A 15,609-nucleotide genomic window follows, 5' to 3' on the forward strand; every position below is an offset into this window, starting at 1 on the left:
TGCCGGTGACGTGGGTGTGGATCGCGGCGCTGGGCGTAGGGCACGGCGGGCTGTTCACGCTCGTGCTGACCCTGCCCGTGCTGGCCGGCCGCGACCCCGGCGAGGCTGGACGGATCAGCGCGATGGCGTTCTTCGTCGGCTACGGCTGCGCCGCGCTGGCCCCCCTTCTGGTGGGCGCACTGCGCGACGCCACGGGCGACTTCACTCTCGCCTTCAGCGTGCTGGGCGCGCTCGGCCTGCTCATGCTCGTGCCCATAGCCCGCCTGCGCAGCACCATCCTCCGTCCGGTCAAGGAACACTGACATGCACCCCGAGCATCGGAAAGGTGCGGGTGACCGCGTGAACCTCGAACGTCTCACCGGTCAGGAGACCCTGGCCCGCACCTCTCACCTGGCGGAGATCTACCGGGCCGCGTTCGGCGGCCCGCCATGGCACGAGGACGAGCGCGCCGCCGATGCCTTCGCCGAACGCCTGACCGCAGACGCGCATCGCCCCGGATTCGCGGCGGTGCTGGCCAGCGACAACGGCGAACCCGCTGGTTTCGGTACGGCATGGCGCACCCCAAGGCCCTTCCCCACGGGCCGCGCCTACGACCTCGTCCGTGCCGAACTCGGTGACGCGGTGGAAACGCAGCTGGTTGGAGCGCTGGAGGTGGATGAACTGGCGGTGAGCCCACACGCGCGCAGACAGGCCTCGCGGGACGAATCCTCGACCTCCTGTGCGGCCGCACCAACTCTTGCTGGCTGCTGACCGCCCCGCAAGCGGCTGACGCGATCAGGTTCTACGAACGGCTCGGCTGGCGGCGCCTGACCGGGCCAAAAGGGCGAACATCGTGGTGTTCCGACGAGGGTGGCCCGCCTGGCGCAGGGCCGCCCCCGAGATCGTTCGCCACTCAGAGCGGACCGTCTGACTGCAGGCCGTCAGCGCCCGGCACCGGCCCGAGGTCGAGCTGTTTGCTCATGTCGAGCTCGAACCTGCCGTACAGGTTCAGATGGGACCAGAACAGAGCCGACAGGGCGCGCCGGTCGGCGTCGGTGAGCTTCTTTCGCCACTTCGGTTCGGCGAGGACGATCTGTACCATCCTGGTGTTCAGGTAGACGATCGCGGCCTGGACCAGGTGAAGGGCCAGCGCGGAGACCTCGACATGCTCACGGTCGTCTCCGGTCAGATCACCGGCCTTGCCGTAGAAGATGTCCTTGTTGGCCGAATTCCAGTTCTCCACCACGTTCAGGCCCTCGTGGATCTCGCGGCGCAGTTCCTCCTCAGCCAGGTAGTCGCAGATGAAGACGGTGCGGATCACCCGGCCGAGTTCCTCGATGGCCCGGTAGGTGGGGTGCTTTGGGCCGCCGCGGGTGAAGCGGCGCAGCATCTGATGGGCCTCGGCGGTGCCCAGCCGCAGCGCCGTCGCGTACTTGATCATCTGGTCGTACTGGTTGGCGATCAGCTCCCAGTCGATGCTCTTGCCCGACAGGACGCCTTCCAGCTGCGGCCAGGCCTCGCCCTCGGTCAGGCCTGGCCGGTACAGGCGGGCCGACCCGATGTTCTTCAGCCGGGGCAGCAACTTGAAGTCCAGCAAGTGCGAGAACGCAAAACCCACGATCGAAGCTCCGTGGGTATCGGTGTACTGGCGATCGATCTCCGCGCTGGTCAGATGACGGAGCAGGCCCTCGATCATCGAGGCCACCTCGGAGTCGGTAGTGGATCGCACCTGGCTGTAGATGCACACGTTCTTGCGTTCGACGTGCCAATACACCATGATCCCGGCACCGCCGTAGCGCTGGTGCCATTCGGTCATGAAGTTCGCCGACCAGGAACCGAACTTGCGCGAGTCCGACGCGCACGCCGTGCCCGGCCCCCACAGCGAGACATCTCGCACCTCCAGCGTCTTGTTGACCACGGTGCGGATCGCGGCGCGCAGGTTGTCGCGGTTGACGAACAGCCGGCGGGTCCGGCGCAGCGCAGCCTCGGTGTCGGCCTCCATCCCTTCGATCGCCGCGGTGCCGTCGGCGACCCGTTTGATCCCCATATTCGTGCCCAGCCCGAAGGTGCACAGCAGCAGCCGGCGGCGCAGCACCTTCGCATCCGTCACCGTCCGCGAGGCCACCGAGGTGAACTCGCCGGTGAACTTCGTGGCGTGGTCGACGTTCTTGATCAGGTCCAGCAGATCGATCACGCCCCACCGGCGGGCGATCTCCTCCTTCAGCGCCTCCAGGTTCTCCGGCTCGATCTGCTTGCCTAGGGGCGGGACGCTGATCCACGGCTCGCCCTTCCTCCTGGTGATGCTCACCCCGCCCGTGGTGGCCTTCTTCAGGGCCTTGTTCAGCCGGTCCAGCGCCGCCACGTGCCGCTTCTGCAGATCGGCGATGAAGTCGGCCGGGTCACGGGGCTTGGCCAGCGCCTCGTAGTGCACGTCCCGGTTGTCCTCGAAGTCGGCGGGCAGATCCTCATCGGGATTGCGCCAGGTGTTGGCGCCCTCCACCCAGATCTCGCGACGCCGGATCGCCTTGCGTAGCGCCACCAGCACGCACAGCTCGTACGGGATCCGCTCCACCAGACCGCTGTCGGGGTCCAGGACCGCGTCACGCCAGTCCTCGGGCGCCACATGCTCCAGCGGTACCACCTCGGCGGCGGCGTAGAAGTCGGCGTCGGAGCCGTCGTAGCGCTGCAGCAGGTCCAGGGCGTCCATCACCGGCTTGAAGGTGTCGTTGCTGGAGCGGAACCGCACCGCTTTGAGCAGCTTGGGCAGGCCGCGCCGGTAGTGGTGGGAGTAGGAGCCGCGCAGCTTGGTCCGCACCCGGGTGCACAGCTCCTTCTCATTCGCCTTGGCCTCGGCGATGATGTCTTCCAGCGTCCGCTCACCGACCACCGGATACAGGGCCTTGCGGACGGTCTCCTCCGGCAGCTCCAGTGCCGCCGTGGCGAGCTTCACCAAGATCCCGTTCTTGCCCTGCACCCGCCGGAACTCGGCGTTGAGCTCGCCTTCGACCTTCTTCTCCGCCCGAACGCTGATCTTGTGCACGAGCTGGATCAGCAGTTCCACCAGCCCGTCGATCAGCTCCGCCTGCCGCACCTGGCACAACGCGGCCAGCAGGGTGAGGCGCACCGGCGGCGCCGCCGCCTCGAAATCGGAGGGGTACATCTTCATCGCCCGGGCCCGCCAGCCCGCCACGACCTTCTCCGAGACCCCCTCGAACAACGCGGCCGGCAGACCGATCGCCTTGACCCGCTCCAGCTTCACGATCTCGGCCAGCAGCGTCTCCAGGTGCAGCGGCCCCGGGTCCTCCTTCAGTTCCTGCAAGAACGCGCGCCGGCCGCTGCTGGCGACCGGAGTCTGCCCGTCCCCTTGCGGGACGTCTCCTTCCGGAGAGTCCTGTCCGCCGGCCGGGACGCCGGCCGGGACAGCTTCGGCAACGATCAGCTCTTCCAGCTTGCCGACCGACTCGAACGACAAGCGCTGCACGGTCGTGGCGGTGAAGTTCCGCTCGAACATCGCCTCGGCCGCGCCCAGCACGCGTTCGATCCGGGTCGTCTTCGGCGGCTCGATCCGGTCTTCGCGGCAGCGTGTCAGCAGCGCTCCGCGCAGCCGATCCCTTGACATCTCCACCGGGCAGATCTTGGTGGCCAGCCAGTCGGCGAGTTTGTCCTCATCGCCGACCGTCGGCTCGCGGAAGTCGTGGAACTTTCTGATCTGCGCTCGGTGGTACTCGATCGTGCGCCCGGACCAGTCGTAGGAGGCGAACAGCTCCGCGTCCACCTTGACCTGTCCCGCCATGAACTCCACCGCCGTGCGAGGTATGTCCTCCCGGCGAGGGAACCTGGCTTCCAGCTCGAAGAACTTCAGCATGAGACCGAACCCGAGCCGCGTCGCCCCGGATTTGTTCGCCAGCAGCGCGAACTCCTCCTCATCCAGCGTCCAGCACTCGATCAGGTCCTCTAACTCCCAGTCGCGCCGCATGTCCCGCACCCTTTCTCCTGGACCTCGACGAAGGTCAGGAGAAACATGGTTTGTAACTGCTCGGCTACCCACCGGTATGTCTCACCCGTGATGGCGACGCAATGTGCCCGACACATAACGTTTTGCTACTTTGCGGCCTAGGCTCACGAGGGAAGCCAGGGTCAAACCGCAAAGCCGCAGTCACAATGCGTTACTTTGCGGCTGGTGACGCGGACCCGAGCGGGGAGCCTCCTACTCGGCGAGTGGAGGGCTCTGAGCCAGGGGCGTGGGAGTGCGCGGCTTTTGCGGGGACGGCCTGGCCGTCGACTCAGCGAACATCCGCTCCTGCGCCGGCCTGCGGCACAAACACCGCATTCCGCAGGAACCTGGTGTACAGGTCGGCCATCGTGGCCTCCTCCGTGTGAGTCCTGGGCGCGGCGGCTCACGCCTCCTGGATCACCGTTGAACAGGACGATACCGGCGCGGATCCCGAGCAGCTATCAGATCTGCTGCTGAGGACCATGGCCGGAACCGAAACGTCCGGCCCCGGCCCATCGCCGGTGTCACGCCCGTACGGTGTCATCCCAGACAGAACACGGCGCGGGGGAATCTTCGACGCGAATGTGATCTATGCACCACGCGCTACCGCTCCGGGGTGCAGCCATTTCCGACTCCTTGGGCCGCCACGGGATGGGGACACGTCACCACGACCTTCGCGACTTGTGGAGAGCCGGGTGTGGATGCCGGTCGGGCTCGTCTCTGTTCTCGGCTGGAAGCGTATGCGTCGGGTGGTCTGCTCTTCCGGCTTCAGGGATGACCCACGCGGCACCTTATGCCCCGACGTCGCGCTCCTCGATCACCTGCAAAGGATCAAGGTCGGTGCGAGGTCGCAGGTACTTGACGGGGTGTCGGTGCCGGTGACCTTCCTTGGCCGTATCGGCGAGGACTTCCACCACGAGGTCGGGCTCCACCTGGGTGTAGGTGATGGGGTCTGTCTGGCCGTAGGGGCTGCCAGCCCAGCCGGGAGGCAGTGTCGTCGGCCACGGATGCGCACCAGCCGCTGGGCTGAGCAGAGGGGCGATCTCGGCGGCTGCCCTCGCGGTGAGCTGGGTGGTCCGGCCCACCACGCGTAGCCGTCCGGCGCTGTCGTACCGGCCGAGCAGCAGGCCGCTCGGCCGCTTTACACGGCCGATGTAACCCCCTACCACGGCCTCCGCGCTGGCTCTGCGCTTGAGTTTCAACCACCCTCTCACCCCGCTCTCATACCGGGATCCGGTCGGCTTGATGACCAGCCCCTCGACTCCCGCCACGTGCATCGACTCGTACCAGGTTCGCGCTTCAGCCTCGACGAGCGTCTGCATGCCCAGAGCGAGAACGCCGGCCGCCGGGATGAGCGCAAACAGTTCCTCCAGCAGAGCGCGGCGCTCGCGCAGCGACAGACCCGTCACGTCCTGCCCGTGCAGGCGCAGCAGGTCGAACACGGCGTAGTGGCACGGCTCAGAACTGGCGAGGGCCGCGGCTCGGCGGCGCCCGGCTACGTTCCGACGGTGCAGCGCGCCGAAGTCGAGCCTACCCGCGGAGTTCCATCGGACGATCTCGCCGTCCAGGATGGTCCGCTCGGGGACGTGCTGGTAGACGGCCCACACCACCTCAGGGAAGATCTCGTTGAAGCGGGCGCCCCGCCTTGACTGCACATACACTCCGCGGTCGCTGTCGATGACCGCGAGCGCGCGGAACCCGTCCAGCTTGGGTTCGTAGGCCCACTGGCCGGGCTTGCCTGAGGGGAAGCTGTCCACGCTCTTGGCCAGTTCCGGATCGATCGGGCCACGGAGGCGCGTGCGGGCGTGTTTGTGCTGGTGGAGAGGCGTGGCCATGCGCCGGTTTCTATCGGCCACCCAACCAGGACAAAACCCTTATTTAGTACAGAAATATTCAAAAGCTCCTTAGAGGTTGTTTTCGAACCTCCGATGGGGTCGGGCTGCACCCGGACCGCCAGGGCTCAGCCCAGCGCGTCCATCAGGGCGATGACATAGGCGTCCAGCCGCTCCTCCACGGATCGCGTCGTTAGCTCTGTTCTGCCTGCCTCCCGCCATGGCTGCGACACCGACTGCACTTCTTCTGAGCAGGCCAGCGCGTCCCGCACCTGCCAGTACAGCCGCTCGCTCGTGGTTGCAGCCAGTACCCCGCCGGCTTCCTCATACGCCTCAGCGAACCGCAGACCCCACGCCGGTCCGTGCAGCAGCGCGAGATTGGTGGAGCAGTGCGCGACATCGAGGTCTGCCGGGCCCCATGAGGTCGCGGCCCAGTCGACGACGCCGGTGATCCGGGCACCTGCCGGGCTTGGGGGCGACATGGCGAACAGCACGTTGCCGGGCTGGAAGTCCCGGTGCAGGAATCGCCCTTCATAGGGCGGCGTGGGCCTGCGGATCACGTCGATCGCCGCGGCCCATACCGCCGCGTCGGCGCCCTTCGGAACCACGACGGTGTCGGCGGTCGTAAGCGTCACATACTTCCGGGGCCGCTCGGCGGGCCGCAGCGCGTGGATGGCCACGAGTTGACGGGCCAGCAGTGGGACGCGCGTCTCCACTCCCTCATCGTCGAGGACTGTCCGGCCCGTTAGATGTGTCATCAAGAGCGACGGATACTCGCAATGCGCGGCGGTTGGATCAACCGCGACCAGTTCGGGAGCCGGCACGCCGGTCCTCGTGAGCAGGGACAGGGCGCCCGTTTCCCTGTTCAGCCAGTCCTCGGCGGCCCCCACGTAGAACGGGTCGACGAAGCTCCGCAGCACTAGGTCGCGCGTGCTTCCGTCCTGCGTGCCGATGGTCAGCCTCCGCATGTCAGCAGTGATGCCGCCGCGTAGCGCCTCGGTTTTGACTATCCGTTCGCCGACCTCCAGGTGCCGGCTCACCCAAGCCAATGTCAACGGTCGGACAGCCGCCTCGTCGTGGTTGATCATCGTGCCATCTCACCATCCCGACGGCTGTACGCGCCAAGGCTTTCTCGATCAGTGCGTGAGCGCCGCTCGATGAGGTGCCAGCTCGCCGTCAGGTGCGGTAGCGTCGGGCGGCGGTGTCAGGGCTGACATCCAGAACTGCGCCGATCTCGTCCCAGGTGGCGCCGGCCGCCCGATCGGCGGCGACGGCCGCGGCCAGGACGGCGCGGGCCTGAGCGAGCAGGGGCAGCGCGGCCGCGGCGTAGCCGGCGATCGGCCCGGATTTCCAGCCAGTCTGCTGGGTGGGCAGGGCGAGGTCTTCCGCGTGCAGGTCGAGGGCCAGCTTCCCGGCTGCCTGAGCGAGGTGTTCAGCCTGGTTACGGAGATGACGGCGCTGCTTGCGGGTGTCGTCTTGGCGTTGGTGGCGCTGGGTGATCGGGCGCCAGCGCCTGGCGCGGGTCCTGCCGAAGTCCCACCAGCAGGCGTCGGAGCAGTAGGTGCGGGGCCGCCCGCCGCGGCCGGTGGGCGAGGACAGCGGTGCTTCGCAGTTCAGGCATTGCTCGGTTCGAGATCCCATGAGGGGCGCTCACTAAGGGGTTTCGTGGCCATATGGCTGCGGATCGGCCTGTCTCGTTTGCTGGGTTCCGAGGCAGGCTAGCCCGCAATCGCGCGGTCACGAAACCTTGCTCCAGGACCTCCTGGCGCGGGCGCTGCGAGTGAGGCGGCGTGTCATCTGGCTGATCGCCGACCAGGTGATCATGATTTCGCTGTGCTGCGGCAGTCGCTCGTGGTCGCGGATGTTGCGGCGGGCGCGTAGCACCCATGACAGGCTGCGTTCGACTACCCAGCGCTTGGCCAGCACGACAAAGCCCTGGGCGCCGCGCGGCCGGGAGACCACCTTGACGGTGAGGTCCAAGAAGGTGCGGGCCCACTCGATCAGCGATCCAGCATAGGCGGAGTCGGTCCAGACCAGGGTGATCTCGGGGTGGGTCAGGCGCAGCCGGAACAGCAGTTCGCGGGCGCAGTCCCGGTCGGGGGTGTCGGCCGGGGTGACCATGACCATCACCTGAAGCCCATCCGGATCAACCACAAGATGCCGCTTCCTCCCATTTATCCGCTTTGCTGGCGCGCGAGATGATCGAACTGCTTTCCGGGCCGCTCTCCGAGCGCATCCGCGAGTGCGCGAGCGACAACTGCCCGCTGGTGTTCGTCGACACGTCCCGCCCCGGCGCCCGGCGCTGGTGCGCGATGGAGCGCTGCGGCAACCGCCACAAGCTCCGGGCTCTCCGCGCCCGGCAGGCCACGGACTCGTGACGGGCACGGCCAAGTTGCTTTGCAGTGGCTGGAATATAGGCCTCGTCAAGACGAGTGGTCAATACGCCACAAAAAGCATGGTCGGCCTGCCGCATTTGTGCTCTCTGCGAAGATGTCGGTCTTGCAACATGCTTTACCGCAAAAGGACGACGAACTTCAGCTAATCAGCCAATGGCGGTGTCAATCAGCGAGTTGACGACGAGGCGTTGAGAAAGTGGCTATTTTGGAGGCCGCAATCGGCGCGCGTGCCATGCCACGGTGTCCTGCGGAAAGGCCCAGGTGACCCTGCTTGATCAGTCCGTTGCCCTGCGAGGCTTGACGCTGGGCAGGCGATCACCAGCCCAGCGGGTCCGAAAACCACTATTTAGTGTTCCGAAAATCAGGGACGCGTGGCGAGTCGCCTGGCTTATGCAATAAACGTGATCGTTGTTCTACAGGGCGTGGTGGAATATGAGCCCCCCTTGCGTTTTCGTCCTACAGGCCGCATCATTTCGATCATCGGCTGGGCCGCTCATGAAGTCGCTGGATCACCCGTAACTCGGGCATGCGCGGTCCCTGCCAGACCTTCTCCGTTCTGACCGAGCATCCGTCTGCCTCCGGCAAGGCTTTCTCCATGGGCCCCGCCTGCTCCTCCAGCCACCCACATTCGTCTGTCCGCTCCCCGGCCGACCGCGCAGGTTTGCCTGCCGCGTCACGAGGGTCGGGGCACCCCCTGTTCCACGTTCGGGAAGGACTCTTGATGATCCGTCGTGCACTCGTCGCCGCGGCCCTGGCCGCGACGGCCCTCGTCGCCCTCCCCGCCGGTCCCGCGCAGGCCAGGGCCTGCGCGCTCGGCTCCGCATGCGTCACCACGTACTACTCCGACGGCATCGGCACCCAGGTCGTCGGCGGCAGCGTCGAGGGTTGCGACGGCTCCTATTACGCATGGGGCGTGCGCACCATATACAAGGACTGGTCCGAAACCCCCTGCAGCTGATTCCCCGCCGTTTCCCGCGATCAGGAAGGACAATTCATGATCCGTCGCGTACTGGCCGTCACGGTCTTGGCCGCCGCCACGCTCGCCACCGTACCGTCCGCCGCGCAGGCCGCCCCTCGCTGCCCGGCCGGCTACGAGTGCAACACTCAGTACTTCTCCGACGCCGCGCGCACCAACTTGGTGGGGGTCAAGACGGAATTCTGCGACGGTGAGGTCTCGACCTGGGGCAGGCTCGCCGGCTACATCAGCTGGTCCTCGAGTCCCTGCAGAGACTGATGGAAGGCATCCGGCAGGGCCCGCACCGGCGGCCCTGCCGGATTCTTCTGACGGCCTCCGATCCGGCATCCGCCGCTCATAGTTGCCGGTGAGGATAGGGCCCCGGTGTTCGTACAATCTCGACCGTGGGAGCGGATGCGGTCGGACTGATCGTGAACTGGGAGCCGGTCGTCGCCGCGTGTGCCTCCGCCGGGAGCATGGGGTTCGGCTGGCAAGACCCCGACGGCGGCGATCTGCGCCTCCGGCCGTGGCGGGTACGGAAGCTGGTCGACGCCACCTTCGCCGGCATCACCTGCGCCTTCTCCTGGGACGAGGAAGGCGCCCTGTGCGTACGGGCACGAGGTGCGCACGTGCTGCGGCGCGACGAACAGGGCGAGATCCGGGCTGAGCCGCGAAACTGCTGTCCCGCGGCGAGCGCACCGCGGCGCCGCGGCATCAGACGCTGCGCGCGGTGGTCGACTGGAGCTGGGGGTTGCTCGACGCGCATGAGCAGGCGCTCGCGCGCCGGCTCACCGTGTTCGCTGGCGGCGCCACCCTGACAGACGCCGAGCAGGTCTGCGGCCTGGACGGGCCGGTCGGGTACGACGATGTGGCGGGTGTGCTGGCCGGCCTGGTCGACAAGTCGCTGGTCGAGGCACACGACGGCCGGTACCGGATGCTGGAGACGGTGCGTGAGTACTGCGCGGAGCGGCTCGCCGAGATCGGGGAGCGGGCGGAATGCCTGCGGGCGCACGCGGAGTGCTTCACCGCGCTGGCCGAAGCCGCCGACCACCACCTGCGAGGGCCCGACCAGCTGAACTGGCTCGCCCGGCTGGGCGCGGAGCATGGCAACCTGCTGGCCGCACTGGGCTGGGCCGTCACCGCCGACCCGCTGCCGGCGTCGCGGCTGCTCGCGACCTTGTCCTGGTTCTGGTGGCTGCGCGGCCTGCGCGGCGAGGCCGCCCCGCTCGCCGCCCGGCGCTGCCCGCCAAGCTTGCCGGTGGCGCCTGTGGCTACGACGAAGGCCATGGACCAAGACCAGAGGCCGCGCCCCGGCGATCTGTCGGCGCGCTGCCGTATCGTACGCGTTCATGATCGGCTTACCTCGGCCTCTCGCCCTTGGGCTCGCGGCCGCCCTGCTGCTGGGCTGCCTGGCCTCCGATGCGCATCTCGACGATGAGAGCTATTTCTGCGGTTTCGTCGATGACACGATGTCCTGCGGCTCGCCGGAGCGGGACGCCGCCATCGCGGCCGCCATGCTCACGCCCGAGGAGGCGCGTTCCGTCGGCTGCCCGCCGCTCTACGTCGGGCAGCGGCAGCGGGAGCGGGAGGCCGGGGAGGTGCTGCCGGAGCCCGAGCCGACCAGCTTCGCCGTCCGCACCCCCGACCCGGCGCTCGCCGCCCGCGTCAGCGCGGCGTGGGACCGGATCGAGCGCTGGCTCGGCGCGCACGCGTCGGCCACGTTGCGCAAGCTGCGCTTCGGCGCCGAGCCGGAGCGCCTGGCCCAGTGGGAGCACTACGCGGGCCACCGCCTGCCCGACGACCTGTACGCCTCCTACCTGCGCCACGACGGCGCGGACGGCAACCTGGGCGACGGCTTCCGGCTCCCCGGCGGGTACGGCCTGCTGGAGGTCAACGACATCGACTACATCAACACGGGCAACTGCCAGAGCCTCGTCATCGCGGGTGACCTGGCGGACGCCGACCCCGAGCACGGCATCTGGCACGGCAGCCTGCTGCCGACCGGCAGCGACGCCTCAGGACGCGAGCTGTTCGTCGAGCCCCGCACCGGCCGGGTGGGGGAGGCCGCCTTCGGCGAGCGGCTCCGCTACGACGGCCCGATGGGCTTCCCGTCGCACGCCGCAATGCTGGAGGCGCTGGCCGCCGCGCTGGAGGGCGGCGCCGCGATCGGCGGGTCGTACGCGACGGTGAGCGGGAGCTGCGAGCTGCGCTGGGCCGCGGAGCCCGCGCCGCTGCCGGGCGGGTGCGCGGGCGGGCCGCGTCCGACCCCCACCCCCACCCCCACCCCCACACCGACCCCGCAGCCGCCCACGAACGCGGAGAAGCGCGCCACCGGCTGCCTGCCCGCCCGCCGCGCCCCCGTCCTGCGCACCCCGCGAGCCGCCGTCACCGCCGAGGTGAACGCCACCTGGCGGCGCATCGAGCGCTGGCTCGCCCGGCACGCGCCCGGCACGTACAAGAGCCTGCGCCCGCCGGCCACGCCCCTGGCGATCGCGCGGGCCGAGGCCGCCATGGGCGCGCGCTTCCCCGACGACCTGCGGGCCTCGCTGCTACGCCACGACGGGGCGAGTGACTGGGGCTTCTCCTTCCCGCCGATCTACAACGCCATGTCGGTACGCGGCATGCAGCGCGACTGGCAGGGGAACTGCGACATCACACTCGAGGACCCGGAGCTGAGCCCGTACTGGTGGCACGGCCGCCTGATCCCCTTCGGCTACGACATCACCGGCGGCAACCTGTTCGTCGACCCGGACACCGGCCGCACCGGCAGCTTCCACAGCGAAGACGGCCTGCACACGGACGAAGGCGACATCTGGCCCTCCTACCTGGCCCTGCTCAAGGTCACCGCCCGGGCCCTGGAACGGGGCGAGCCGGTGCGCGGCTGGCAGCCCGGCGTGGAGAAAGGCCGCCTGGACTGGCGCTACAAGGATTAGACCCTCATCCCGGCTTAGCCCTCGGGACGCGCCCGCGTCACATCCACGGGCGGCGCCCTCGAATACATGCACTGGGCCACCGCCACCGCCCGCCTGCTGCCCCGCCTGCGCCAAGGCCGCCAGGCCGGCCCCGTCTTCCTGGCCGGCGGGCGCGCTCCCACCTCCGGCTGCCCCGCGCCCGCCGCCGCCATCTGCCTCGTCGCAAGGCGCGGCCGCCTGTCCTATCCCCGCGCCGAGCACCTGTTCAAGACCGCCTCCACCGAACTCGATCCCTACAGTGACAGCTGGACCCTGCCCCAGCTCCGCCACATTGCCCTGCAGCACCTCCCCGAGGCCGGCCGTAGCGCGCCCGAACTCCAGGCCAAGAGCCGCCACCAGCACCTGGCCAGCCTCGGCCGCACGAGCGGGCGTGGGAACGGCAGTAGCCGTAGCCGGCCCAGCCGGCCAGTTCCGAGCGGCGGGTGGTAGGGCGGGAGCGGCCGCATTCAACGGGGGTGGAGTCGACGACCCAGAGTGGGTCGTGCCACAGGTCGGTGTCGCAGGCCAGGGCCCGGATCGCCCGTTTGAGCAGCGGCAGGGCCTTGTGCAGGCACTTGTTATAGCCGGATTGGCCGGGCAGATAGGGGAAGGCGCCGGGCAGGTGCTTGGGCACGTAGCGGAGCCAGCGGGCCTCGGAGTGGATGCCGAAGCAGGGCCTGGGCCACCGCCAGAGTAAGGAATTCGGCATCGGTGAGCTTGGGCGGGCGTCCTAACCGCGGCGGGCAGGCTAGCGGGCCTGTCGTGCTCGTGATTTCTGCTCGAGCTCGGCGGCGATCTCCGGCGGCAGCGGCGGCCAGGCGTAGTCGGGGTCGCCGGTTTCGGTCTGGCTGAGGCCGTCAGGTCTGCTCGTGATCACGACGCGGCGGATCTCCGTCTCCTGGTAGTCGCGCACTTCCCAAGCGGCGCGGCCCATGGAGACCGCATCGGAAGCGGAGAAGTCCATCCAGTCGACGCGCATGAATCCGCCGTACAGGGCGAGGGCGGTGTACATCCAGGCGCAGGCTGCAGGGTCTTTCGACGCCGCCCAGGCGTCTTCGTGTGGGTGGGTAGTGAACGTGAAGTAGGCCAGGCCGTTGTTGCGGGCGAACTCGGGCAGGGGTCCGGAGGCCGGGTGCCCGCCATCGCTCGTGCCGTCGTCGGTCAGGTACATGATGCGGGCTTGGCAGGATGGGTCGTCGCAGGCGACCTCGGTGTCGCTCAGCCGCAGCCACAGCGCTACGGTGACGTCCTGGCCGTGTTCGGTGGGCAGCGTCCACATGCGTTCGCGGCACTTGGAGGCCAAGTGGTCCAAGGCCCGCCATGCCTGGGGATCATCGTGGGCGAGCTGGTGGATTTTGTGGCCGACCAGCCGCCAGGCCTGCTCGGCGGTCGGATCGATCACGTACGCGGTGTCGTATCGGGTGCCTTCTTCGGCGGCGGCCGGCGCTGATCCGGCGTTGATCGGGGTGGGGTCGGCGCGGCGGACCAGGGCGATGTCGGACAGTCGCATGCTGAGGAGAGATTCGCCGTTGAGCACGTGCAGTCCTGGCACGTCTCCGAAGCCGGTGCCGTGTTCGTTGACTGCGATCACCCGCACGGGGATCCAGGTCGGTTCGGGGTACATGCCGCGGTGGCCGGCCCAGAGCACGTTGACGAGCGGGCGGCCCCGGAGGAAGGCGTGGGCTTGGCGGACGGCGTAGGCCGGGTCATCAGACGGAATCCACCATCCAGCCCTCTCCCAGGCCTCGTCGGCGATCATGGCGATCGGCCCGGCTTCGTCGTACATCTGCCCGGCAACCTGGATCCGCGCCGCCTGTCGGATCTCGCTGATGCCTGCGTGGACCGGGGCGGTCGCGCCCAGGGGTGCGCCGTTGCGGGCCGGTGGGGCCGCGCCGTCCCAGATCATCTGCGCGTTCGGGACACCGGGGATCTGGCCGAGCACAACGGCGATCTGATTGGCCCGGTCCACCTCGTGTGTGATGCGGGCGTCCGACCGGGACCGCTCGGGGCGGTCATCATCGGGCTCGATGCCGTAGATGCAGCGCGGCTCTCGTGGTTCGTCGCGCAGGCCGTGGCCGAGCAGCAGCGGGAACAGCAGGTATTCCAGGAGTTCTTGGAGCCCGCCCTCGACGTTGATCGCGTCGCCGGTGACCGCGAACGGCGGACGGATCTGGGATAGGCCGTCGCTGGTGGAGTCGACGACGTGGACGGGTTTGCGGTGCCGGTCCCGTTCGGCGGCCTGGGTGGTGAACGCCGCGGCGTAGGCGATGGCTGCGGGCCACAGGGCTGGACGCCAGCGCACCTGCGCGTCCCGGCACAACCGCTGGGCCTGCTGGGGCAAGGTAGGGTCGTGGCGCTGCAGCGCTTCGATGATCGCGGCCAGGCTCGCCCCAGCACCCAGGCGGGCGAAGGCCGGGTGCCTCCGCTCGTGTGGCGGCAGCCAAATCCAGGACCGCTCCAGCGGCTGGTCCCACCACTCCATGACCAGCGGCCAGCCGCGGCGCCGCTGCAATTCGCGCTCCAGCCGACGGCCTAGGTTCGCCCCGCACGTCAGGGCGAGCACCGCAGCAACCGCGGCCCAACCGGCCGGTGCGGACAGATCCTCCCGCAGCAGCCGGTCGATCTGCACTGCCAGATACGGCAGGTCGGCCTTCCACTGTTGATCGGCGTCCCACACGCACGCTGGACAGACCGTATTCCCCCTCGGCGCTGGTGGCCAGCAGATGGTGATCGACGTAGCGGTCGCCGCAGATGGGGCACGACGTCGTCGAGTACGGCTCCGCGGCCTGGACTCGCCGCCAGCGTGCTTCGGCCAGTTCGGCGTCCACGCGCGCGGCGATCTGATGCGGGGTCTCGGCGTCGGCGCGAGCCCCTGTCTCGAGGTCATCGACGGTGGCCTCATCCGGCGCGAGCACACCCAGCCACAAAGGTGCCTGCGCCCACCGGGGATCGTCGGGGTCGGCATCGTCCGCCTCGGCGTCGATATCATCAACCTCGCGTCCGACCTGCAGCTGCACTGGGCCGCAGTAAGCGTGGTACTGGCCGAATTGCAGATCAAGCGGGGAGGCTGGCCAGCCCAGCTCCTGCAGGTGCTGCAGGAGGGTCTGCAGCCAGGCGTCCGCGCGCAGCGCCGCACTCGCGCTGGCCGGGGCGGCGAGCCCGTGCAAGAGGTCGGTGTACCTGCCGCCCTGGGCGGCTTGCAGCCGACGGGCGCGCTGCGCAGCGGTGGACTGGTTCTTGGGCATGATCGGCTCACGTCCCCGGCGGTCCCCCACGCCGACCGCCGGATCGTCAGGACCGAATCCGAGCAGCGTCAAACTGACGCGGGACTCGAAAGCCCTTGAAACCGGGAATCGGTGTCGGCGAAGGCGTGGGACCTCGACGACGGCCCGGGGGCGTGCGCGGCTTGCCGCCGCCCATCCTAGGGCTCAGCTCAGGCTGGGCAGTAGAGGTACCGCCAGAACCCACGACCTCATCGTGAGTTCGATGCCGGTCACGCCCT

The 15,609-nt window shown here is 68.9% G+C and carries 14 protein-coding genes and 2 pseudogenes; 9 read left to right on the forward strand and 7 right to left on the reverse strand.

The features are described 5' to 3' along the window. Positions 1 to 5 precede the first annotated feature (5 nt). A complete protein-coding gene (locus ACQPWU_RS54080; RefSeq protein ID WP_433434881.1) occupies positions 6 to 302 on the forward strand; it encodes a hypothetical protein in 297 nt (98 codons plus the stop codon). Between the two features lies 1 nt (position 303). Next, positions 304 to 750, forward strand: a complete 447-nt coding sequence (locus ACQPWU_RS54085) for a hypothetical protein (RefSeq protein WP_433434883.1) — start codon at positions 304 to 306, stop codon at positions 748 to 750. Between the two features lie 142 nt (positions 751 to 892). Here ACQPWU_RS54085 and ACQPWU_RS54090 read toward each other — a convergent pair whose 3' ends face one another. The 5 genes and pseudogenes from ACQPWU_RS54090 to ACQPWU_RS54110 form a co-directional block, all read right to left on the reverse strand. Further along, on the reverse strand, positions 893 to 3,955 hold the full coding sequence (locus tag ACQPWU_RS54090; protein ID WP_433434885.1) for a Tn3 family transposase: 3,063 nt from the start codon (positions 3,953 to 3,955) through the stop codon (positions 893 to 895). Positions 3,956 to 4,764: 809 nt separating this feature from the next. Beyond that, positions 4,765 to 5,808, reverse strand: coding sequence for an RNA ligase family protein (locus ACQPWU_RS54095; RefSeq protein ID WP_433434887.1), 1,044 nt, complete (start codon positions 5,806 to 5,808; stop codon positions 4,765 to 4,767). A 125-nt stretch (positions 5,809 to 5,933) separates the two neighbouring features. Next, positions 5,934 to 6,893, reverse strand: coding sequence for a phosphotransferase family protein (locus tag ACQPWU_RS54100; RefSeq protein WP_433434889.1), 960 nt, complete (start codon positions 6,891 to 6,893; stop codon positions 5,934 to 5,936). 88 nt (positions 6,894 to 6,981) lie between these two features. Continuing rightward, positions 6,982 to 7,446: a hypothetical protein gene (locus tag ACQPWU_RS54105; RefSeq protein ID WP_433434891.1), complete on the reverse strand. Its 465-nt coding sequence runs from the start codon at positions 7,444 to 7,446 to the stop codon at positions 6,982 to 6,984. 105 nt (positions 7,447 to 7,551) lie between these two features. Beyond that, positions 7,552 to 8,031 (reverse strand): annotated as a pseudogene (locus ACQPWU_RS54110) (transposase); the annotation flags it as partial. On the opposite strand from ACQPWU_RS54110, the gene ACQPWU_RS54115 reads away from it, so the two are divergent. The 6 genes from ACQPWU_RS54115 to ACQPWU_RS54140 all read left to right on the forward strand — a co-directional run bounded on the left by ACQPWU_RS54115 (position 8,004) and on the right by ACQPWU_RS54140 (position 12,557). Then, entirely contained in the window at positions 8,004 to 8,183 is a 180-nt protein-coding gene (locus tag ACQPWU_RS54115; protein WP_433434893.1) for a CGNR zinc finger domain-containing protein, read from the forward strand. The pseudogene ACQPWU_RS54110 and the gene ACQPWU_RS54115 sit on opposite strands and share 28 nt — an antisense overlap. Before the next feature lie 739 nt (positions 8,184 to 8,922). Continuing rightward, positions 8,923 to 9,159, forward strand: a complete 237-nt coding sequence (locus ACQPWU_RS54120) for a DUF6289 family protein (protein WP_433434895.1) — start codon at positions 8,923 to 8,925, stop codon at positions 9,157 to 9,159. A 36-nt stretch (positions 9,160 to 9,195) separates the two neighbouring features. Then, complete coding sequence (locus tag ACQPWU_RS54125; RefSeq protein WP_433434897.1) at positions 9,196 to 9,435, forward strand: DUF6289 family protein; 240 nt, start codon at positions 9,196 to 9,198, stop codon at positions 9,433 to 9,435. Positions 9,436 to 9,886: 451 nt separating this feature from the next. Then, positions 9,887 to 10,594 (forward strand): hypothetical protein, encoded by a 708-nt coding sequence (locus ACQPWU_RS54130; RefSeq protein ID WP_433434899.1) that lies wholly within the window; start codon positions 9,887 to 9,889, stop codon positions 10,592 to 10,594. Continuing rightward, positions 10,506 to 12,089 carry an SMI1/KNR4 family protein gene (locus tag ACQPWU_RS54135; RefSeq protein ID WP_433434901.1) on the forward strand — a complete coding sequence of 528 codons (1,584 nt, stop codon included), beginning with the start codon at positions 10,506 to 10,508 and terminating at the stop codon, positions 12,087 to 12,089. The genes ACQPWU_RS54130 and ACQPWU_RS54135 overlap by 89 nt, the downstream gene beginning before the upstream one ends. A gap of 66 nt (positions 12,090 to 12,155) precedes the next feature. Next, positions 12,156 to 12,557 carry a hypothetical protein gene (locus tag ACQPWU_RS54140; protein ID WP_433434903.1) on the forward strand — a complete coding sequence of 134 codons (402 nt, stop codon included), beginning with the start codon at positions 12,156 to 12,158 and terminating at the stop codon, positions 12,555 to 12,557. On the opposite strand, the pseudogene ACQPWU_RS54145 reads toward ACQPWU_RS54140, so the two are convergent. Together ACQPWU_RS54145 and ACQPWU_RS54150 are read right to left on the reverse strand one after the other, a co-directional pair. Further along, positions 12,493 to 12,880 (reverse strand): annotated as a pseudogene (locus ACQPWU_RS54145) (IS982 family transposase); the annotation flags it as partial. The gene ACQPWU_RS54140 and the pseudogene ACQPWU_RS54145 overlap by 65 nt on opposite strands. Next, a complete protein-coding gene (locus ACQPWU_RS54150) occupies positions 12,856 to 14,784 on the reverse strand; it encodes a hypothetical protein (RefSeq protein ID WP_433434905.1) in 1,929 nt (642 codons plus the stop codon). The gene ACQPWU_RS54150 and the pseudogene ACQPWU_RS54145, both read right to left, overlap by 25 nt. 46 nt (positions 14,785 to 14,830) lie before the next feature. Between ACQPWU_RS54150 and ACQPWU_RS54155 the strand changes: the two genes are divergently transcribed. Further along, complete coding sequence (locus tag ACQPWU_RS54155) at positions 14,831 to 15,451, forward strand: hypothetical protein (protein WP_433434907.1); 621 nt, start codon at positions 14,831 to 14,833, stop codon at positions 15,449 to 15,451. Positions 15,452 to 15,609: the final 158 nt, after the last annotated feature.

Source organism: Nonomuraea sp. CA-141351, from assembly GCF_050944675.1.
Taxonomy (GTDB): Bacteria; Actinomycetota; Actinomycetes; order Streptosporangiales; family Streptosporangiaceae; genus Nonomuraea.